Below are 21,848 nucleotides of genomic sequence, written 5' to 3' on the forward strand. Positions count from 1 at the left end.
CCCCTTAGATTGTCATTATTTAAATGCATCAGGAATACGTTGATGCCAGTCTGTTTCTTGTTGATAGCGATGACCGATATTTAATAATCTCGCTTCATCAAAGTAGTTACCAATAATCTGTAAACCCACTGGTAAGCCTTCAACAAAACCGGCTGGAATAGACATACCAGGTAAGCCAGCCAGATTGGTATTGATGGTGTAAATATCTTCCAGATACATCGCAACTGGATCATCGGTTTTTTCACCAAAACGGAAAGCAGGATTGGTGGCTGTCGGTCCCATAATGACATCAACTTCTTTAAATGCTTCCTGGAAGTCATTACTGATAAGGCGACGGCATTGCTGTGCTTTTAGGTAGTAAGCATCGTAGTAACCAGCCGATAGGGCATAAGTACCAATCATGATGCGGCGTTTAACTTCTTCACCGAAACCTTCGCCACGTGAGCGTGTATAGAGATCCATTAAGTCTTTAGGATCTTCAGCACGGTGACCGAAACGTACACCATCCATTCTTGATAAGTTAGACGAACATTCTGCCGGAGCCACTACGTAGTATGTAGGCACAGCTAAACCTGTATTCGGTAAGGTGATTTCCTTTAATGTGGCGCCCATTTTTTCATACGTTTTAATGGCTGCTTCCACTGTGGCGGCTACACGAGGGTCAAGACCTTCACCAAAATATTCTTTGGGCAGGCCGATAGTTAAACCTTCCAGAGAATCATTCAGGTTGGCCGTGTAATCAGGCACGTCACGATCAACGCTGGTGGAATCTTTCTCATCAAAACCTGACATAACGTTCATCAGCCAGGCAGCATCTTCTGCGCTGTTAGCCATTGGTCCGGCTTGATCCAGACTTGAGGCAAACGCAATCATGCCATAGCGCGAAACACGACCATAAGTTGGTTTCAAGCCTGTCAGATTACATAGAGAAGAGGGTTGGCGAATCGAACCACCGGTATCTGTACCTGTGGCAACAGGTGCTAAACGTGCTGCCATGGCGGCCGCAGAACCACCTGATGAACCACCTGGCACACGATCCGTATCCCATGGGTTTTTAACAGGGCCGTACCAACTGGTTTCGTTAGACGAGCCCATAGCAAATTCGTCCATATTGGTTTTACCCAAGGTGACCATGCCGGCCTGGTCAATCTTTTCGACGACAGTGGCATCATACGGTGCAATAAATTTATCCAGCATTTTTGATGCGCAACTGGTGCGGACACCTTTTGTGCAGAAAATGTCTTTGTGGGCGAGAGGGATACCCGTTAAAACACCCGCTTTGTTTTCTGCCAATAACTTATCTGCGACTTTTGCCTGTTCCAATGCTCGCTCTTCGGTCACAGTGATAAAGGCATTTAAAGTGCCGTTATGCTGATTGATGCGATCAAGGTAATGCTGAGTGAGTTCAACACTGCTTATTTCACTGTTGTGCAGGGCTGCCGATAATTCTGAAAGTGATTTGTTATGCATGTGTTTGCCTGTGTTGCTTTATTCGATAACTTTAGGAACCAGATAGACACCGGCTTCAGTTTTGGGAGCGATAGCCTGGAAAGCTTCACGATGATTGATTTCCGTGACTGTATCAGGGCGCAAACGTTGATGCGCATCGAGTGGATGAGCCATAGGAAGTATGCCGTTAGTGTCAGCTGCGCTCAACTGGTCAACTAAATTGAGAATATTATTTAAATCCCGTGCATAATGAGGGATATCGTCTTCCTGTATCGACAGGCGTGCGAGGTGCGCGATTTTTTCTACATCGTGTTTATCTAAACTCATCGACAGTTCCAAAGGTTAATTGCTTCAACAAAGCAGTAAGTTTAAATGATTAGTTGCTTGCCCAACAGCCCAGAGCATTGCTAAAGTATCTATTTTACCCCTTTCAGGTGTGGTTTCTTCAATGTTTGAACGTTTACGTGGAATTTTCTCCAACGATCTGTCGATCGATCTTGGAACAGCGAATACGCTGATTTATGTGCGCGGCAAAGGTATCGTTTTAGATGAACCTTCTGTTGTTGCTATTCGTCAGGATAAAGGTCCAGGTGGCCCTCGCTCTATAGCTGCGGTTGGTGTCGAAGCCAAGCGCATGTTGGGACGAACGCCAGGCAATATCACTGCTATCAGACCATTAAAAGATGGTGTTATCGCTGATTTCACCGTAACGGAAAAAATGTTGCAGCATTTTATTCGTAAAGTGCATGAGGGACGCTTTTTAAAACCGAGCCCGCGCGTTTTAGTCTGTGTGCCATGTGGTTCTACCCAAGTTGAACGTCGCGCGATCCGCGAATCTGCTGCTGGTGCTGGTGCCCGCGATGTGTTTTTGATTGAAGAGCCAATGGCTGCAGCGATTGGTGCAGGTATGCCAGTTGATGAAGCCAGTGGTTCTATGGTACTAGACATCGGTGGCGGTACGACAGAAGTCGCGGTTATTTCCTTAAATGGTATTGTTTATTCCGCTTCAGTTCGTATCGGTGGTGACTTATTTGATGAAGCGATTGTCAATTATGTTCGTCGTAACTACGGCACACTGATTGGTGAATCAACCGCGGAAAAAATTAAAAAAGAAATTGGTTCAGCCTATCCAGGTAATGAAGTTCGTGAAATGGAAGTACGTGGACGTAACCTGGCTGAAGGTGTGCCAAGAAGCTTTACATTAAACAGCAACGAAATTCTTGAAGCTTTGCAAGATCCACTCTCTGGCATTGTAGCTGCAGTTAAAACGGCGCTGGAACAAACACCACCTGAACTTGGTGCGGATGTCGCTGAACGCGGTATTGTATTAACCGGTGGTGGTGCATTATTACGTGACTTGGACCGCTTACTAATCGAAGAAACCGGCTTACCGGCGATTATTGCGGAAGATCCTCTGACCTGCGTTGCTCGTGGCGGTGGTCGTGCACTTGAGATGATTGATGAAAAAGGTACTGACGTATTTACCTTTGAGTAATTTTGACTAGATAATGAGTAGTAAGACCTTTGCAAGTGTTATTCATTTGCGAAGGTCTTTTAGTTTTTGGACTTTGAGTTATTAAACCTTTATTCGCCCATACACCTTCTTTAAATACCCGGATGTTGCTGGCTCTTGTCGCATCGATTCTGGTGTTTTTTCTTGATACGCGCCTGGATTATTTCAAGCCAGTGCGTTCGGCTTTGTCGACGGCTGTTTATCCAATGCAGGCGGCTGCCTCCTTACCAACCGATTTAACTGATTGGGTTAATGACTTTTTTCAGGATCGTAAACAACTACGTGAAAAAATCACCGCTATGGAAGCGAATAATATGCTGCAGAGTATTCGCTTACAGAAACTCCAGTCTTTAGAACGAGAAAATATGCGATTGAAAGAGTTATTAGGCTCTTCATTTCGCTTGCAGGAAAGAGTACAGGTTGCGGAGTTACTGACTATCGACCTTGATCCCTTCTCGCAACAGGTAGTGATCGACAAAGGTGAAAACTATGGTGTTTATGTTGGTCAGCCCGTATTAGACGCCACAGGGGTAATGGGGCAGGTCACTGAAACATCGGAAGTTTCAAGTCGAGTTGTGCTATTAACCGATCCCAGCCACAGTATACCGGTGCAAATTAATCGTAATGGTCTGAGAGCCGTTGTGACAGGCCGTGGCTTAGGTGAATATTTACAGATGGACTTTTTGCCTCACAATGCTGATGTCCGTGAAGGTGATTTATTAGTGACATCCGGCCTTGGTGGGCGTTTTCCAGTCGGTTACCCTGTAGGTAAAGTGGTATCGGTTGAATTTCCTCAAGGCAAACCTTTTGCCGATATTAAAGTCGAACCTGCTGCGAAGTTGTCTACCAGTCGTGAGGTAATGCTGGTGCTCCCAGGTGAAAAAATTCAAACAGAGCGTGTACCAACCAAACAAGCGGATGTTGAGTCGTCAAAAGCGGAGATAGAGCATGGCGACGACAATTAAAACGCGTAACGGGTTTGTGATCGTTATTACACTGATCATTTCAATCATGATGATGTTGCTGCCATTACCCGACTTTGCCCGCTTTTTCCGGCCGGAATGGGTAGTCATGACACTTATATATTGGGCAATGGCTTTACCTCATCGTGTCAGTATCGGTGTGGCATGGTGTACCGGATTTATTATGGATGTCACTATGGGCGGTATGCTGGGTGTGATGGCTTTCAGCTACGCATTGGCTATTTATCTTATTGCGCGCTTCCATCTGCAATTACGCCAGTACCCTTTATGGCAGCAGGCATTAACCATTCTATCTGTTGTGTTTTTAGTCGAATTTATTGATGTCGCCGTGGCGCGAACAACATTACGCTGGGAGAGCTGGATGCCAGTCTTGACCAGTACACTTCTCTGGCCATTAATGTATGCGGTGTTACGTAAAATCCGTCGCACATTCCAGGTGACGTGAACTTGATATGGCATCAAAGTTCACTCTTAAAGATCATTTTCGTGAAAGCCGCCTGGTAAACGGACGTTTATTATTTTCCGGGCTGTTGTCGGTAATCATTTTTGGCATCGTTATCTTTCGTCTAGTCTATCTGCAAGTGTTTGAATATGAACACTTCGATTATTTATCTAACCGTAATCGTGTTGATATCGAACCGTTACCGCCACAGCGTGGGCTGATTTATGACCGTAACGGTGTTCTGCTTGCTGAAAACATTCCTACATTCAGTCTGGAAATGGTGCCGGAAAAAGTGCCGAATGTTGACGAGACACTGAAAGAACTAAGCAAGTTGTTAGCCTTGTCTGATGAGGATATTGAGGCTTTTAAAGATCGGGTCAAGCGTCAACGCCGTTTTCATCATGTAGTTATTCGGCAACGATTGACGGAAGAAGAGGTCGCCAGGTTTTCTGCTAACCGTTATCGTTTTCCTGGTGTTGACATCGAAGGTCGTTTGATTCGTCACTATCCACAAAATAATCTGTTTGCACATGCTGTCGGTTATGTTGGTCGTATCAATGAACGTGATATGGAAATCATTGATCAGAAAGATTACAAAGGCACATCTCAAATAGGTAAAACAGGTATTGAGAAGCAATATGAAGATACCTTGCATGGCAGCGTTGGCTATCGGCAAGTTGAAACCAATGTGCAGGGGCGGATTGTTCGTGAACTCATGTCGGTCCCATCACAATCGGGTGATGATTTATTTCTGAATCTGGATATTAATTTACAACGGGTGGCTGCCGAGTCTCTGGGCGACTATAACGGCTCTGTTGTGGCAATTGATCCGCGAAATGGTGGCGTTTTGGCGCTGGTCAGTAAGCCCGACTATAATCCAAATTCGTTTGTTTCAGGCATCAGTAGCAAAGAGTATAGTGAATTAAGAGACTCTCCTGATCGTCCCTTATTTGATAGGGCACTTCGTGGTCACTATCCTCCAGGCTCAACGTTAAAACCTTTTGTTGCACTTGCAGGCTTAGAGCTTGGCGTAGTGGATGTACATTCTAAAACCTATTGTCCTGGCTGGTATAGCTTGCCGGGCAGCAGCCATCGCTATCGTTGCTGGAAGAGTTATGGTCATGGCATGGTGGATATGAAAGACGCCGTTTCACAATCCTGTGATGTCTACTTCTATGATCTGGCACATACATTAGGTATTGATCGCTTACATAACTTCTTAGACTATTTTGGCTTTGGCCATCGAAGCGGTATTGACTTACCTAATGAAAGTGAAGGCCTATCACCTTCCAGTGAGTGGAAACGTGCCAGCCGGAATCAGGCCTGGTACCCAGGTGAGACTTTGATTTCTGGTATTGGACAGGGCTTTAACCAAACCACGCCAGTACAGTTGGCTCATGCTACTGCAACACTCGCTATGCGTGGTATTTCAATGCAACCACAGGTAGTGAGAGCAACCCGTCCTGCCGGGCAAGCAGATATGAATCTCAGAAATAGCGAGATCATGAACAACTTGCCGATGCAAAACAGTCAGAACTGGGAAGATGTGGTGCAGGCCATGGTTGAAGTCATTCATGGCGCGCGAGGCACAGCCAGATCCGTCGGAAAAGATATGCCGTTCAAAGTGGCCGGTAAAACGGGGACTGCTCAGGTATTTGGTATCGCTCAGGATGGAGAGTACGATGCTGAAACTTTAGAGCGAAAGCTGCACGATCACGCTTTGTTTATCGCTTTTGCTCCAGCAGATAAGCCAGAGTTTGCCGTGGTGGTGGTCGTCGAAAATGGTGGTAGCGGTAGTAAAGTGGCTGCGCCAATTGCCAGAAAATTAATTCAACAATATTTTGGACTTAAAGTCGATGAGTAGCTTGCTAAGTGACGGAAGGAAATCTCATCAATGGCAATTGTCATCGATACTGAGACGCTTCCATATCGATCCTTTGTTATTGCTTGGCCTGCTGGTGTTGCTCGGGGCCGGACTAATGATGTTGTTTAGTGCTGGTGGACAGGACTTTGGCATCATTCTGCGACAGCTGGTCAGGATGGGTATGGCTTTAACCGTGATGATAGCGATTGCTCAAATTGATCCGGATAGGCTGCGGGATAATGCCTATTGGTTATATGGCTTTGGTTTAATTTTATTGATTGCGGTGTTGTTATTTGGTCATGAAGGCAAAGGCGCACAACGTTGGCTTAATCTGGGTTTCTTTCGTTTCCAGCCTTCAGAAATCATCAAGTTAGCCGTACCTATCTTAATTGCAACTTATATTGCTGAACGTCCTCTGCCACCATCAGCATGGCGGATTTTATGCGGTTTGATATTGATAGGTTTACCGTCGTTTTTAATCGCTAAACAACCGGATCTGGGCACGGCGATTCTGATTGCCAGTTCAGGATTGATTGTACTGTTTTTAGCCGGCATAAGCTGGAAAATTATCATTGGCTTCTTAGTGGCAAGTGCCTCTGCTGCACCGGTATTGTGGTATTTCATGCACGACTATCAGCGGCGTCGTGTACTAACTTTTTTAAATCCGGAAAATGATCCTCTGGGTGCTGGCTACCATATTATCCAGTCCAAAATTGCTATTGGTTCTGGTGGCTTATTTGGTCAGGGCTGGTTGCAAGGGACACAATCACATCTCGAATTTTTGCCTGAACGATCCACCGATTTCATCTTTGCGGTTATCTCAGAAGAGTTCGGTCTGATCGGTGTCGCCATTTTATTATTTATCTATTTACTGGTTGCTAGCAGAGGGCTGTATATTGCCAGTCAGGCACAAAGCAGCTTTGCTAGATTACTGGCAGGAAGTATTTCTATTACTTTCCTTGTCTATGTGTTCGTTAATGTTGGGATGGTAACGGGATTGTTACCAGTTGTAGGGGTGCCGTTGCCCTTGATCAGTTATGGGGGAACATCAATGGTGACCCTGCTGGCAGGCTTCGGTATCCTGATGTCTATTCATACTCACCGAAGGATGATGTCACCGTGAAAAAAACGCTATTCAGTTCTTTGCTGCTGCTTGCCAGTCTTAATCTGCAAGCCAATGACCAATTGCCCGACGTCGAGCAATTTATCGATGAAATGGTCACCAAACACGGTTTTGAGCGTGCTGAGTTAGAAAATGTCTTTGACCAGGTCGAAGTGAAGGATGCCATTCTTAAAGCCATCTCCAGACCGGCTGAAAAGAGCAAACCCTGGTACGAGTACCGGAATATCTTTCTTACTGATTCGCGTATTAATGGCGGCTATGAGTTTTGGCAGCAACATAAAGAAGCCTTGGAAGCAGCTCAACAACAGTACGGTGTGCCTGCTGAAATCATTATCGCAATATTAGGTGTTGAAACCCGTTATGGTCAGCATATGGGTGGCTATCGAGTCATTGATGCCTTATCGACCTTGGCTTTCCGTTATCCACCACGCAGCCCGTTCTTCCGTAGTGAGTTGGAAAAGTTTTTAGTTTTGACACATGAAGAGAAAATATCAGAGCTTGAGCCTATAGGCTCATACGCTGGTGCCATGGGGCTCGGGCAGTTTATGCCAAGCAGTTACCTTGCTTATGCTGTTGATTTTGACGGCGATGGCCATCGTGATATCTGGACCAATCCAACCGATGCTATCGGTAGTATTGCCAATTATTTGAAGTTACATGGCTGGGTTGCTGGTCAGTCGATTGTGCATCGTACTCAAGCGACTAAACCGCTTCCAGAAGCTATGTTGGCGAATGATCTTAAGCCCGCATTTACACGGCAGCAGCTTGAGCAAGCCGGCTTTTCGCTGTCACAGGTGCCAGAAGGTGATGATGTGTTATCCGTTATTGGATTAACGCAACCGGACGGCGAAGAATATTGGTTAGGTCGGCAAAATTTTTATGCGATTACCCGTTACAATCACAGCCGAATGTATGCCATGGCTGTATATCAATTAGCACAAGCTATTCGAGAAAAAATGGATAATACAAAATGAGGTTGGTGTTACACCGCGCAGGGCTGTTATTGCTGATCGGTCTTTTAAGTTCTTGTGGAGGTGGTGTTGGCGTTGTTGAGCAAGATAAAGCGCCGACACGTGTTCCAGATCTCAGCAATGTGACTGATGCCGTTCCTAAAAACGAACCCTTAAGTAAATATGGTAATCCACGTCAGTACAAAGTATTAGGTAAAAACTATTACACACTAAGCAGTGCTGAGGGCTACCATGAAAAAGGTATCGCCTCGTGGTACGGCACTAAATTTCACGGACGCAGAACCTCGAGTGGTGAAATTTACGATATGTACAAAATGACGGCAGCACATAAGACTTTGCCTTTGCCGACCTATGTTGAAGTGACTAATCTTGAAAATGGCAAAAAAGTGATTGTGAAGGTCAATGATCGCGGTCCATTTCACGAAAACCGTCTGATTGATTTATCATATAGTGCAGCAACCAAACTCGGCATCATCGCAAAGGGAACGGGACTGGTTGAAATTCGTGCGCTGACAACACCGGGTAAAGCCAGTGTCACACAGCCAGCCAAAGCGCCTTCACCTGAGGTGACAGCCTCGGTAAAGTCGATAAGCTCAGCAGAAATGTTTCTGCAAGTGGGGGCTTTTAGTAGCCTGAGTCGTGCTGAGCAAATTAAACGGAAATTACAGCATGAGGTGACAGGGGTAATTACGATTACGCCTTTTAGTAGTTCGCAGGGAACCTTATATCGTGTGCGTATAGGGCCAATAAGTAACGTTGAACAGGGTGATAGCCTTGCAACGAAATTAACTAGTCTTGGGTTTCCCAATTCGCACATTGTTATTGATTAAACATTTAGATTCAGAGAGTTAATATGCTGAAAAACACGAAAGTTGTTTTATTTCTGTCCTTCTTATTTGCATTTACGCAGGTTTTTGCTGGCGCCATTACACCCCAACCAACGCCACCAACTGTGGCGGCAAAATCCTATATTTTGATGGATTATGACAGTGGTCGAATCCTTGCTGAAAAAAATGCAGATGAAAAATTACCACCGGCAAGTATTACCAAACTGATGACATCGTATGTGGTGTCTCATGAACTGCATGCAGGCAATATTCATCTGGATGATGAAGTGCTGATCAGTGAAAAAGCCTGGCGTATGCAAGGCTCACGCAGCTTTATGGAGGTGAATACCAAGGTCAGTCTGGAATCATTAATGCGCGGTATGATTGTGCAGTCAGGTAATGATGCGGCTGTCGCTTTAGCTGAACATATTGCCGGTAGTGAAGAAACCTTTGCACAGATGATGAATCAGTATGCTCAGCAGCTCGGCATGTACAACACCAACTATATGAATGCCACGGGTTTGCCTGACCCTGATCACTACACAACAGCTCATGATATTGCGATTTTATCAGCCGCTTTGATTCGTGATTTCCCAGAACATTACGAATGGTATTCAGAAAAAGAATATACCTATAACAGCATTACTCAGCATAACCGTAACAAGCTGTTATGGCGTGATAATAGTGTTGATGGTTTAAAAACGGGTCACACAGAAGAAGCCGGTTATTGCCTTGCAGCATCAGCGAAACGTGGTGATATGCGTTTGATTTCTGTGGTCTTAGGCACACGCAGTGAAAATGCCCGTGCTCAGGAAACACAAAAATTACTGAACTATGGTTTCCGTTTCTTTGAAACACATCAGTTATATAAAACCAATACTGGCATTATTGATACTAAAGTATGGAAAGGCGCAACGGATCAGTTATCACTTGGTCTGGCTAAACCGTTATCTGTCACCGTGCCACGTGGTCAGTATGACCAGTTACAAGCGACAACCAATATTCAACAACCGGTTATTGCACCCGTTAAAGCCGGTACAGTTTTGGGCGAAGTGGATATTCGTCTTGGTGATGAAGTGGTAGCAAAACAACCATTAGTGGCCTTAAATGATGTTGAACAAGGTAGCTGGTGGCGTCGCCTGATTGATGAAATCATGTTGTGGATTTGGGGCTAAACTCCATGGCAACTGTGTTCTTAAACGATACTTTTTTGCCTGCTGAGCAGGCAAAGGTATCCGTTTATGACCGGGGCTTTTTATTCGGTGACGGGGTTTATGAAGTAATCCCTGTCTATGGTCGTCAACCTTTTCGTTTACAGGCACATTTATCCCGACTACAAAATAGTCTGGATGGTATTCATTTAAACAATCCGTTTGATAAAGCGCGTTGGACACAATTAATCACCCAGCTGATTGAGCAGAATGAGAGCGATAATCAGGCCGTTTATTTGCAGGTAACACGAGGTGTAGCGCCGCGTGAACATGTCTTCCCGGAAGGTGTTAAGCCGACTGTATTTATGATGAGCAACCCGCTTAATTCGGTGCCCGAATCATATAAAGAACAAGGGATTAAAGCGATCACGGTTGACGATATTCGCTGGCAGCGTTGCGATATTAAAGCCATAGCTTTGTTACCAAACACCATGCTGAGACAGCAGGCTCATGAGCAGGGTGCTGGTGAAGCTATTTTGATTCGTGATGGTGTGATGACGGAAGGTTCTGCCAGTAATAGTTATGCTGTGTTTGATGGTGTTATCTACACCGCTGCAAAAGATAATACGGTGTTACCTGGCATCACCCGTGACTTTGTACTAGAGCTGGCCGCAAAGGCGAATATTCCATACAAAGAAGAATCGGTGACTGCAGCCAGACTAAGCCAGGCGGACGAGATTTGGATTAGTAGCTCAACGCGAGAGTTATTGCCGGTAACGACGCTGGATGATAAGCCTGTAGGGCTAGGAATTCCGGGACCTATCTGGCAGCAACTAGATGAACTTTACCAACGTGATAAGTTGGAGGCGAATAAATGAGTGAACAAGAACAACAAGAAACATTATTAGAATTTCCCTGTGACTTTGCTATCAAAGCCATGGGCGAGACCAGTGAAGAACTTGATAGCATTGTGGTCGAAATTGTCAGACGTCATGTTGATGATATTGCTGAAGGAGCGGTCAGCCAGAAACAAAGTTCTGGTGGTAAATTCACATCGATTACCGTGACCATAAGAGCAACAAGTAAACCTCAGCTCGATGCGATCTATCAGGATTTAAGTGATCACGACGCCATCAAATACGTACTTTAGCCTTCATGCAGATTAACGATCTGGGGCTGGTTGACTATGTGCCAACAGTGGATGCCATGCAGTCCTTCACGCTCGAGCGACAGGCTGACACAGAAGACGCCTTATGGTTACTTGAGCACAATCCAGTCTTTACCCAAGGGGCAAATGGTGATCCTACCCATATTTTGATGGAATCTGCGATTCCTGTTGTGACCACAGATCGTGGCGGACAGGTAACCTATCATGGTCCTGGGCAACTGGTGGTGTATACGCTGGTTGATCTGCGACGGGCAGGAATTGGCGTCAGACAGATGGTCACTTATATTGAGCAGACTGTGGTGAATATGCTCTCGCAATATGGTGTTGATGCCTATGCCAGACAAGATGCTCCTGGTGTTTATGTCAACGAACGCAAAATTGCATCACTGGGTTTACGTGTCAAACGTGGCTCCTGTTATCACGGCGTCAGTTTGAATATTGATATGGACTTAACACCATTTAGCTACATTAATCCATGCGGCTATGCCGGCATGGAAGTAATTGATATGAGATCGCTGGGCATTGATATAACAATGACAGAAGCGAAACAACAATTTGTGTCCGCTTTTCAGCAACTGACACAATTAGGAAATAATGCATGACTGAAACAGTAGACGGAAGACGAGACGTTCGCGCTCTTAAGGGCGAATCAAAGGTTTCCCGTATTCCGATAAAAATTGAGCCAAGCAAGCCAAAGCGTAAACCAGAATGGATTCGGGCAAAATCACATGCCGATCCAAAAGTGAAACATATTAAAGATATGCTTCGCGAACATAAGCTACACACGGTATGCGAAGAAGCTGCTTGTCCTAATTTAGGCGAATGTTTTTCTCATGGTACGGCGACTTTTCTGATTATGGGGAATATCTGTACCCGTCGCTGCCCGTTTTGTGATGTGGCTCATGGTCGTCCTTATCCGCTTGATGAGAATGAGCCAGCGCATCTGGCCAAAACTATTGCTGCCATGCAACTAAAGCACGTTGTCGTCACCTCTGTTGATCGTGATGATTTGCGTGATGGTGGAGCGGCACATTTTGTCCGTTGTATTGATGAAATTCGTCAGCAGTCACCACAAACTAATATTGAAGTACTGGTGCCAGATTTTCGTGGTCGGATGCATGTGGCGCTGGATATTCTCAAGCAAAGCCCGCCCGACATTTTTAATCATAATCTGGAAAGTATTCCACGTTTATATAAAGCGGTCAGACCTGGCTCTGACTACCAGTGGTCACTGGATTTAATCAAACGTTTTCAGGAGATACATCCTGATGTACCGACTAAATCTGGTTTGATGCTGGGCTTGGGTGAAACCATAGATGAAGTCAAACAAGTGATGCAGGATTTACGTGATCATGGTTGTCGTATGCTCACTTTAGGGCAATACCTGCAACCGAGCATGCATCATTTACCGGTTGAACGGTTTATCACGCCAGCCGAATTTGATGAACTAGCTGTGGCAGGCAAACAAATGGGCTTTGAGCATGTCGCCAGTGGTCCAATGGTGCGTTCTTCTTATCATGCTGATTTACAGGCACAGGGTGAGCATGTCTCTTAATCATTGAGTTGATGTGTTTATAGACTGTTAAGAAGAGCTGTATACCGTGGTTTTTGATATCAAAACCTTAGCTGAAGTTTAATGCTTCGGCTGGATGCTGGCCTGCACTGGATGATGTGGCGTATTGGAATGAAAGGATTTTATTGTCCTTTATTAAGATTTCTATGATTGTCTTTTATATGAGATTATGACTTTTTCTGAAGAATGATTGTCATTAAAGTATCAGCGCTTATTAGTGTTAGGTTTGATGCCAGTTTGGTAAGGTAAATTCGCGTTATCGATTGTATCTGACTTCTCTGGTAAGACATAAAGTAAGGAGAGGTCATGCAAGAAAAGCGTAGGGCATTTATTAAAACAACTGTGCTTGCAAGTTCATTGGCTATTTTCTCTGGGATAGCTACGGCAAAAAACAAACAACAGAGACGTGTTGTGATTATTGGTGGTGGCTTTGCTGGCGCCACTACTGCCAAATATATACGCATGTGGTCGCCGGACCTTGAAGTGATTCTGATTGAGAAAAAAACGGCTTTTGTTTCCTGCCCACAAAGTAATCTCGTATTAAGTGGTCACCGAACCCTACAGCAATTGACCTTTGATTATCATGCCCTGAGTTCTCACTACGGTGTAAAGATGATTCAGGCCACGGTAAATGCGGTGGATGTTGATAATAAAAATGTGCGTCTTGATGATGGCACAGTGGTTCAGTATGACCGCCTTATCGTTGCCCCTGGTGTTGATTTTATTTATGACCAGTTAAGCATGCTCACGCCGGAGATTGTTGAGACTAAAATTCCTCATGCCTGGAAAGCCGGGCCGCAAACACAGTTGTTGCATGAGCAGTTAAAAGCCATGCCTAAAGGTGGCAAAGTGGTGATGACTATTCCACAAGCGCCGTTTCGTTGTCCCCCCGGCCCTTATGAACGCGCTTGCCAAATCGCTTTATTTTTAAAACAACATAATCCCACAGCCAAATTAATTATCCTTGATGCCAATGGTGATATTGTCTCTAAGAAAGCCTTGTTTAAAGGTGTTTGGGATGATCTGTATGCTGATATTATTGAGTATCAACCTAGTAATGGTGTGGAAAATATTGATGTTGATACCCTAACCATCGAGAGTGTATTTGATAGTGTTCAGGCCGATGTATTGAATGTTATACCGCCACAGCGAGCCGGTAAGGTCGCTGAACTGGCCGGTGTGATTAATGTGGATAAACGCTGGTGTGAAGTCGATTTCAGAACTTATGAGTCAACCGCAGTTAAGGATGTTCACGTCATAGGTGATGCAGTGGCATCGACCTTACCTAAATCGGGTCATATTGCGAATGTGCAGGCAAAAGTCTGTGCTGCGGCGGTTATCGCATTATTACATGAGCAGGAAGTCGAACCTGAACCGGTATTTGGCAATACCTGTTATAGTTTTACAGACGGAGAAAAAGCAGGCCATGTCGCGGCTGTATTCAGATATGATCCAAAGACGGAGAAAATGGCGGTGATGCCAGGTGGGGGAATAACAGCAGTACCTACGTTGTTAGAAGGCGAGTTTGCCGATGCGTGGGCACATAATATCTGGTCAGATATTCTCAGATAACCCCATAAAATCAGTAGTTAACAACATCGGTGATGCTGCTGTATCTGCAATGCAGTATAATGCCAGCTTTTCCGATAATCTCCACCATCAAGATAATTATGAGGTTGTAGATGAGTGATTTTTTACCAGGCCTGGAAGGTGTACCCGCAACAAAGTCAGCCATTTCATTTATTGATGGTGAAAAAGGCATACTGAGTTATCGAGGTTATCCCCTCGAAACTCTTGCTGAAAACAGTACATTTGAAGAGACCACCTTGCTTTTATTAGATGGTGAATTACCAACTAAGAAAGCATTAAACGATTTTTCCCAACAGTTAAAAGACAATTACCGCATCAAATATCATATCCGTCAGATGATGCGACATTTCCCCCATACCGGCCATCCTATGGATATGCTACAAACAGCGGTATCCAGTCTGGGGATGTTCTATCCGGGAACGGAATGTCTGACAGATGCCAATAGCTGTGAAGACCTCGATTACGTGCGTAATATGACGGTGAATATCATCGCGCAAATGGCACCCTTGGTCGCGATGTGGGAACACATTCGTAATGGCTGGGACCCAGTCAATCCAAAACACGATCTGTCAGTTGCAGAAAACCTGTTATACATGTTTAACGGTGAAGAACCGGATCCATTAATGGCAAAAATTATGGATGTGTGTTTGATTCTGCATGCAGAACATACCTTAAACGCTTCTACCTTTGCTGCACTCGTTGCAGGCTCCACATTAGCCACACCTTACAGCGTTATTTCAGCTGCCATCGGTACCTTGTCAGGCCCGTTACATGGCGGCGCTAATCAACGTGTTGTTGGCATGCTGCAAGAAATCGGCTCACCGAAGAATGTCGAAAGTTGGGTTGATGAGAAGCTGAAGAATAAAGAAGTGATCTGGGGGATGGGTCACCGTGAGTATAAGGTCAAAGATCCGCGGGCGACGATTCTGCATAAACTGGTTGAACAGTTAGTCGCAGAGCGTGGTGGTCATCTTGATGATATGTTCGATACTGCCTTAAAACTGGAAGAAGTGTGTGCTGATCGTTTGGGACATAAAGGTGTTTACCCGAATGTTGATTTCTATTCAGGCATTCTCTATAGCGAAATGGGTATTCCGGAAGATGAATTTACCGCTTTATTTGCTGTAGCGCGTTCAGCAGGTTGGTTAGCGCATTGGCGTGAGCAAATTTCTGATAACCGCATTTATAGACCGACACAAATCTATGTCGGTAGTGATATGCGTGACTACACACCTATCGAAGAACGGTAATTAACTAATTACCGTTTTACTGGCTTCACCTTGTTGCTCACGTACCAGACGGGGCACAAGGTAGCCAGGTAATTGATTTCTCAACTCCTCAATCAAATTCACAGCCGTTTTTTCTTCCACATCAAAATGATGAGCACCTGCCACCTTATCCAGTAAATGCAGGTAATAAGGCTGCACATCGACTTCATTTAAGCGTTCACTCAATGTGGCCAATGCGTCTACACTATCGTTGATACCTTTTAATAAGACCGTTTGATTGAGTAATTGCACGCCAGTTTGCCTTAAGTCATTCAGCACCTGTGCAGCTTCTTCATCAATTTCATTGGCGTGATTAGCATGAATCACCATCACCACTTTCAGATGGGTATTTTGCAGACAGGCCAATAGTGAGCCGGTGATACGTTCTGGCAATACCACTGGCAGTCGGGTATGAATTCGTAGTCGTTTTAAATGGGATATCTTATTTAGATCACTTATCGCAGTATTCAGCTTTTCATCACTTAGAGACAATGGATCGCCGCCACTGAGGATAACTTCAGTAATGGATGCATCGGCTTTTAATACATCCAACGATTGCTGCCATTGACCGGCAAGTGGATTACTTTCTGAATAAGGAAAGTGACGACGAAAACAATATCGGCAATGAATAGCACAGGCACCTGTCATCAGTAATAAAGCCCGTCCCTGATATTTTTGCAAAATGCCGGGCGACTTAACGGCCAAATGATCACCTACTGGATCACTATGAAACCCCTCGACTTGAAAACCTTCATCAATCAAAGGAAAGACCTGACGAAGTAGGGGATCGCTTACATCACCGTAGCGCATCTTTTTAATATAGCTGAGCGGAACGCGCACAGGAAACTGACGTATTTTGTCTTTATCAATCGCTGATAGTTGTCCGCTAAGCCCTAATAGCGCTAATAATTGCTCAGCATCATTGACTGCGTTGGCGAGTGAGTGCTGCCAGTTTTGTTTTGTCTTTACGGTGGTGGTTTGCGGTATCATAGTGGCTTTTATTTTGAAGCAAGCGAAGATCGTCCCCTAAAAGAGGTTAAGATGGCAAGTTATAGTACAAATGAATTCAAATCCGGCCTGAAGTTTATGCTTGATGGTGATCCATGCAGCATCATCGAAAACGAGTTTGTAAAACCAGGTAAAGGCCAAGCATTTAATCGTGTTAAGTTCCGTAACTTGAAAACTGGCCGAGTGAATGAGCGGACGTTTAAATCTGGTGATACCGTTGAAAGCGCTGACGTTATCGAAACCGACCTGGAATACTCCTACACTGATGGTGAGTTTTGGTATTTCATGGATCCAACTTCATTTGAACAATATGGTGCCGACGCAAATGCTATCAGTGAAAGTAAAGACTGGTTGAAAGAGCAATATGTCTACACCGTGACATTATGGAATGGCACACCGTTGTTGGTGACACCACCTAACTTCGTTAATCTGGCTGTTGTTGAAACCGATCCGGGTGTTCGTGGTGATACTTCAGGTGGCGGTGGTAAACCAGCGACACTGGAAACAGGTGCGGTTGTTCGTGTTCCTCTGTTTATTGAAATTGGTGAAGTCCTCAGAGTCGATACTCGCTCTTCATCCTATGTTGAACGCGCAAAAGACTAAATCCCAATATGTACGATAAAGACTGGCAACCTTCTGCAAGTCTGGATCATTTAAAACGACGGGCTCAGTTTCTGACTGAGATCCGTCGTTTTTTTTATCAGCGAGATGTGCTGGAAGTCGACACACCCATCCTTTCTCATGCGGCACCAACAGCGCCTTATCTGGATAGCTTCACTACGCAATACATTGCGGCAGGTGGTCAGAAAACACCGTGTTATTTACAGACCTCACCAGAGTTTGCGATGAAGCGGCTGTTAGCTGCTGGTCTGGGAGATATTTATCAGATCGCAAAAGTGTTTCGTAATGGTGAGCAGGGCAGACATCATTCTCCTGAGTTTACGATGCTGGAATGGTATCGACCGAGCCTGAGTTATCATCAGCTTATGGCTGAAGTAGATGACTTATTACAAAGCGTCGTGGCGTTGCCTGCGGCGATTAAGATGAGCTATCAGCAGGTGTTTTCTGAGTACCTCGCTATTGATGTCAGCACTGTCAGTGAACAGCAACTTAAACAACTTGCCATGTCCAGATTAACGAGCCTTCCTGAAGACTGGCAAGCTGATAAAGATGGTTGGCTTGAACTATTAATGAGCGAGTTAATTGAACCGCAGTTAGCATCATCCGGTTGCCCATATATTATTTATGATTTTCCTGCCTCGCAGGCACAATTAGCAAAATTACATCGTTCAGAAGATGGAAACACTGTCGCGGCCAGATTTGAAGTTTATGCACAAGGACTGGAACTGGCGAATGGCTATGATGAGTGTCTGGATGCAGAAGAGTTGAGTCAGCGATTTACAGAAGATAATCTTATCCGACAACAGCAAGGTAAAGCCACGATGCCAATTGATCAGCATTTAATGGCAGCTATCAATTCCGGTTTGCCTGCTTGTACCGGGGTAGCTATCGGTGTCGATAGATTGTTGATGTTAAAGCTGGGTGTAAAAGATATTAATGATGTCACCAGTTTTAGATTTGAACAGAGTTAATGACTAAGAACTTCTTAGATGCTGCTCGATAAAGAGTTTTGATAAAAGGATGATACCAGTGAGTGGTAATAGTACTTCTATTTCTCAGGACAATGACGTTTATAAAACATTATTAGAGTCAACCAAGGCAATTCCTTGGCGCATTGACTGGAAAACCATGCAGTTTTCCTATATCGGACCACAAATTGAGAAGTTATTAGGCTGGACACCAGAAAGTTGGGAAACGGTCAATGAATGGGCTGAAAGAATGCATCCAGAAGATCAACAGTGGGTGGTTGATTTTTGTGTTGCACAATCAAAAGCGGGTGTTGATCACGAAGCCGATTATCGGGCAATGACTAAAGATGGTCATTATGTGTGGATTCGTGATGTTGTACATGTGGTCAGAGACCAGCAGGGTGAAGTGGAAGCGTTAATTGGTTTTATGTTTGATATCACTGAACGCAAAGAAACTGAACAAAAGTTGCTGGATCTACAAAAAGAGCTGGAAGAGTTGTCTTTTCAAGATGGTCTGACTGGCGTACCTAACCGACGTATGCTGGATCGCGTCTTCGAAGAAGAGTGGATGACAGCCAGTCGCCACCAACAACCGCTTTCGATATTGCTTATTGATATTGATTATTTTAAGCAATATAACGATTGTTATGGCCATATTCAGGGAGATGATTGTCTTAAACAGGTAGCTCAGACGCTATCCACTGCAGCCACCCGCTCCAGAGACTTTTTTGCCCGTTTTGGCGGTGAGGAATTTGTAATGTTACTGCCAGAAACCGATGCAGCCGCTGCTGTAAAAATTGCTGAGCGCTGCCAGCAATTAATAATGAAATTACAAATTAGCCATGAGGGATCTGAGATTTCATAATTGTTAACAATTAGTATCGGCATCGATACCATCATTCCAGGTCAAACCGATCAGATGGTCGATTTTGCAGAGCGAGTGGATCAGGCTTTGTATCGTGCAAAAGAGTCAGGACGCAATTGTATACAAGCCGCCTAAACAGATTTGAGCTAAGGCTTTCAAACCTGTTTAAGCGGTTCAGAACTGTCTTTATAAGGTAGTTTTAAACGACAAGGTGATTAAGCGCGGATCACCAGGATAAATTATTGTATCTTTCGAACCACCTGTGTAATAGGTTTCATCAAACAGATTTTCGATATTTAAAGCAAAACGATATTGCTTGATATCGTAATAAAATCCCAGATCGACACGTGTATGACTTGGCAGCTCAACCCGAGTTGCTTTATCCGAACTGGTGTATTGTGAAGATTGATAGTTTAGTCCCAATGAGGTGCCGACATTGCCACCCCAGACAGGCTTAGGAATATTGTATCGTGTCCAGATAAAGCCATTATGTTTGGGAGCAAAGGCATTTCTATTACCCTCTGTTTTACTTTCAAGGCTATGGGAGATGAATGAGTCAGTGTTGGCGTAACCTATACGAATCTGCCAGTTTTCGATGGGCAGTGCCTGTATTTCAAACTCTGTGCCTTTGCTTTCCAGTTCGCCTACTAATTTGTATTCCTTATTAAGGTCATCTTTTTCAGTAATATTGGTTTTGGTGATTTTAAAGCTGGATGCAGTGAAGTTCAGTCTGTCATCCAATAAGGCGGCTTTAATGCCAAACTCATTTTGTTTACCTAACTCTGGATCAAAACTTTTGCCATCGGTATTTCTTCTTTGAATACTGTTGGGAGTAAATGATTCAGAGTGACTCATATAGAGTGATACTTCATCTGTTGCCCTGAAAACAAGGCCAGCTTGAGGCAAGAATTTTTTGGTATTTTGTTTTTCAAATTTGTCTGGTTTACCGACATCTTTTTCAGTATAGCGTGTTCGCTGTGTATCAAACCGCCCACCCAGCATCACTGACACATAATCATTCAGCTCAACTGTATCCTGTGCATACAGACCTAAATTGTAATCATCGGTAATGCGGTGGGTGCTAGGTTTTAGGGCTTTTGGTGTACCGCTGTTAGACAAAGGATGAAATACATTAATGTCTGGTATTATCACGGAACCAAAACGTTTTCTGTCAAAATCAGAACGTTCAAAACCGCCATTGATACCAATCAGCGTGTTATGGAATAACTCACCCGTTTCAAACTTATGGGACAGATTGGCATCAAAGAAATGGTATTGGCGTTTATTAACTTGATAACGGTCGCGTCTCGTTAATGTTGTGGCAGCATCATTCACTTTATTATTTTCATAGAGTTCGCGGTCATCTTTATGATAGACACTTCTCAGGTTGAGCCGGAATAGCGTGCTGTCATTAATCTGGTTTTCCAGACGGCCAAATAACGCCAGGCCATCATCATTACTTGAATCACCATCCCTTTGATAGCGAGTGGAGAGTGAAGCGGTCTGATCTATATCGTTATTGACTGCAACCAGGCCATCGTCGTCATCACGGCGTTCACGAATATATTCCATGCCGATGGTGGCATTCATATCTGGATTAATCTGATAGGAAAGGGTGGGGTAGAGATACACATTATTATCATTGACGCCATCACGGAAGGAATCAATATTTTCGACACTGCCAATAAAGCGATAGAGTAAATCCTTATCCTCAGTTAATGCTCCGGTAGAGTCATAGGTAAATGTGCCACCAACATCCGAGCCAAATCCGGAGTCACTGGAAGCATAACTACGGCCACTGAAACTGAGACTGGTTTGAGATTCTGCCTGTGGTTTTTTCGTGACGATATTGATTAGTCCACCCGGTTCCATCAATCCATACAACACAGAAGCTGGACCTTTGAGTACTTCGACGCGTTCGATATTGGCAGTGGAAGGCGACCCAAAGCGTGAAGCAAGACCCGGTAAACCATCAATCTGCACATTCTGTAAGCTGGAAGATAGCCCGCGTAAGGTGAAGCTGTTGGCGATGTTGCCAGATTGACTGAGCCCTACAACATATGGATACACATCAGCCAGTGTTTCAGCTTGTAAATCCTGAATGAAGTTTTGGTTAACAATATTGACGCTGAATGGCGTGTCTAATAAGTCTTGGTCGGTTTTGGTCGCTGTTTCCGAGAGTCGGATATAGGGTGTTTGTTGACCTGTTACAACAAGGGTTGATAAAGAAGCGGAGTTATCTTCAGCCATTACCGATTGAAAAGAGAATAAGCCACAGCTCAGGCAAAGTACGGGAGTTATTGGTTTCATTTTTTAATCTAAATGTTAATAGTTATTATTAACAATATAGAGTTTTTAATAAAAGTTTACAATCATAAATCATGATGAATTGGCTGATGACGGTGAGTTATAGCGGCTTATAGGCGAGAGGTGCAGAGAATAGCGGTGGAAAGCTATATCTCTG

Annotated in this window: 20 protein-coding genes and 1 pseudogene; 17 read left to right on the top strand and 4 right to left on the bottom strand. The window is 44.3% G+C overall.

The features are described 5' to 3' along the window. Positions 1–15: 15 nt before the first annotated feature. Together gatA and gatC are read right to left on the bottom strand one after the other, a co-directional pair. Complete coding sequence (gene gatA, locus BM232_RS12660) at positions 16–1,470, bottom strand: Asp-tRNA(Asn)/Glu-tRNA(Gln) amidotransferase subunit GatA (protein ID WP_091715330.1); 1,455 nt, start codon at positions 1,468–1,470, stop codon at positions 16–18. Between the two features lie 18 nt (positions 1,471–1,488). Next, entirely contained in the window at positions 1,489–1,776 is a 288-nt protein-coding gene (gene gatC, locus BM232_RS12665) for an Asp-tRNA(Asn)/Glu-tRNA(Gln) amidotransferase subunit GatC (RefSeq protein WP_091715333.1), read from the bottom strand. Between the two features lie 121 nt (positions 1,777–1,897). Between gatC and BM232_RS12670 the strand changes: the two genes are divergently transcribed. From BM232_RS12670 to BM232_RS12735, 14 genes are all read left to right on the top strand, one after another. After that, positions 1,898–2,944, top strand: coding sequence for a rod shape-determining protein (locus tag BM232_RS12670; protein WP_091715336.1), 1,047 nt, complete (start codon positions 1,898–1,900; stop codon positions 2,942–2,944). Positions 2,945–3,024: 80 nt separating this feature from the next. Beyond that, positions 3,025–3,927, top strand: a complete 903-nt coding sequence (mreC, locus tag BM232_RS12675) for a rod shape-determining protein MreC (RefSeq protein WP_281248304.1) — start codon at positions 3,025–3,027, stop codon at positions 3,925–3,927. Further along, positions 3,911–4,390 carry a rod shape-determining protein MreD gene (gene mreD / locus BM232_RS12680; protein WP_091715341.1) on the top strand — a complete coding sequence of 160 codons (480 nt, stop codon included), beginning with the start codon at positions 3,911–3,913 and terminating at the stop codon, positions 4,388–4,390. Before mreC ends, mreD begins: the two co-directional genes overlap by 17 nt. Before the next feature lie 7 nt (positions 4,391–4,397). Next, on the top strand, positions 4,398–6,251 hold the full coding sequence (mrdA, locus tag BM232_RS12685; RefSeq protein WP_091715343.1) for a penicillin-binding protein 2: 1,854 nt from the start codon (positions 4,398–4,400) through the stop codon (positions 6,249–6,251). Next, entirely contained in the window at positions 6,244–7,374 is a 1,131-nt protein-coding gene (gene rodA / locus BM232_RS12690) for a rod shape-determining protein RodA (RefSeq protein ID WP_091715346.1), read from the top strand. The genes mrdA and rodA overlap by 8 nt, the downstream gene beginning before the upstream one ends. Further along, complete coding sequence (gene mltB, locus BM232_RS12695) at positions 7,371–8,348, top strand: lytic murein transglycosylase B (RefSeq protein WP_091715349.1); 978 nt, start codon at positions 7,371–7,373, stop codon at positions 8,346–8,348. Before rodA ends, mltB begins: the two co-directional genes overlap by 4 nt. Continuing rightward, positions 8,345–9,175 (top strand): septal ring lytic transglycosylase RlpA family protein, encoded by an 831-nt coding sequence (locus BM232_RS12700; RefSeq protein ID WP_091715351.1) that lies wholly within the window; start codon positions 8,345–8,347, stop codon positions 9,173–9,175. Before mltB ends, BM232_RS12700 begins: the two co-directional genes overlap by 4 nt. A 23-nt stretch (positions 9,176–9,198) precedes the next feature. Further along, on the top strand, positions 9,199–10,347 hold the full coding sequence (locus BM232_RS12705; protein WP_091715353.1) for a D-alanyl-D-alanine carboxypeptidase family protein: 1,149 nt from the start codon (positions 9,199–9,201) through the stop codon (positions 10,345–10,347). Between the two features lie 5 nt (positions 10,348–10,352). Next, positions 10,353–11,201, top strand: coding sequence for a D-amino-acid transaminase (dat, locus tag BM232_RS12710; protein ID WP_091715356.1), 849 nt, complete (start codon positions 10,353–10,355; stop codon positions 11,199–11,201). Further along, positions 11,198–11,473, top strand: a complete 276-nt coding sequence (locus BM232_RS12715; RefSeq protein ID WP_091715358.1) for an HP0495 family protein — start codon at positions 11,198–11,200, stop codon at positions 11,471–11,473. The genes dat and BM232_RS12715 overlap by 4 nt, the downstream gene beginning before the upstream one ends. A 5-nt stretch (positions 11,474–11,478) precedes the next feature. Continuing rightward, a complete protein-coding gene (gene lipB, locus BM232_RS12720) occupies positions 11,479–12,093 on the top strand; it encodes a lipoyl(octanoyl) transferase LipB (protein WP_091715361.1) in 615 nt (204 codons plus the stop codon). Beyond that, on the top strand, positions 12,090–13,046 hold the full coding sequence (gene lipA, locus BM232_RS12725) for a lipoyl synthase (RefSeq protein WP_091715363.1): 957 nt from the start codon (positions 12,090–12,092) through the stop codon (positions 13,044–13,046). Before lipB ends, lipA begins: the two co-directional genes overlap by 4 nt. A gap of 324 nt (positions 13,047–13,370) precedes the next feature. After that, on the top strand, positions 13,371–14,636 hold the full coding sequence (locus tag BM232_RS12730; protein WP_091715365.1) for an NAD(P)/FAD-dependent oxidoreductase: 1,266 nt from the start codon (positions 13,371–13,373) through the stop codon (positions 14,634–14,636). Positions 14,637–14,746: 110 nt separating this feature from the next. Then, the gene (locus BM232_RS12735; protein ID WP_091715369.1) at positions 14,747–15,904 is read left to right on the top strand and encodes a citrate synthase; all 1,158 of its coding nucleotides are present in this window, start codon (positions 14,747–14,749) and stop codon (positions 15,902–15,904) included. Here BM232_RS12735 and epmB read toward each other — a convergent pair whose 3' ends face one another. After that, complete coding sequence (epmB, locus tag BM232_RS12740) at positions 15,905–16,912, bottom strand: EF-P beta-lysylation protein EpmB (protein WP_091715371.1); 1,008 nt, start codon at positions 16,910–16,912, stop codon at positions 15,905–15,907. A gap of 51 nt (positions 16,913–16,963) precedes the next feature. Here epmB and efp point away from each other — a divergent pair, with 51 nt between their 5' ends. The 3 genes and pseudogenes from efp to BM232_RS12755 all read left to right on the top strand — a co-directional run bounded on the left by efp (position 16,964) and on the right by BM232_RS12755 (position 19,519). Then, positions 16,964–17,533, top strand: a complete 570-nt coding sequence (gene efp, locus BM232_RS12745; protein WP_091715374.1) for an elongation factor P — start codon at positions 16,964–16,966, stop codon at positions 17,531–17,533. Between the two features lie 8 nt (positions 17,534–17,541). Continuing rightward, entirely contained in the window at positions 17,542–18,522 is a 981-nt protein-coding gene (epmA, locus tag BM232_RS12750) for an EF-P lysine aminoacylase EpmA (protein WP_091715377.1), read from the top strand. Between the two features lie 58 nt (positions 18,523–18,580). Beyond that, positions 18,581–19,519 (top strand): annotated as a pseudogene (locus BM232_RS12755) (GGDEF domain-containing protein). A gap of 51 nt (positions 19,520–19,570) precedes the next feature. Here the strand turns inward: BM232_RS12755 and BM232_RS12760 are convergent. Next, the gene (locus BM232_RS12760) at positions 19,571–21,694 is read right to left on the bottom strand and encodes a TonB-dependent siderophore receptor (RefSeq protein ID WP_245752943.1); all 2,124 of its coding nucleotides are present in this window, start codon (positions 21,692–21,694) and stop codon (positions 19,571–19,573) included. Positions 21,695–21,848 lie beyond the last annotated feature (154 nt).

The organism is Methylophaga sulfidovorans (assembly GCF_900114205.1).
Classification (GTDB): Bacteria; Pseudomonadota; Gammaproteobacteria; order Nitrosococcales; family Methylophagaceae; genus Methylophaga; species Methylophaga sulfidovorans.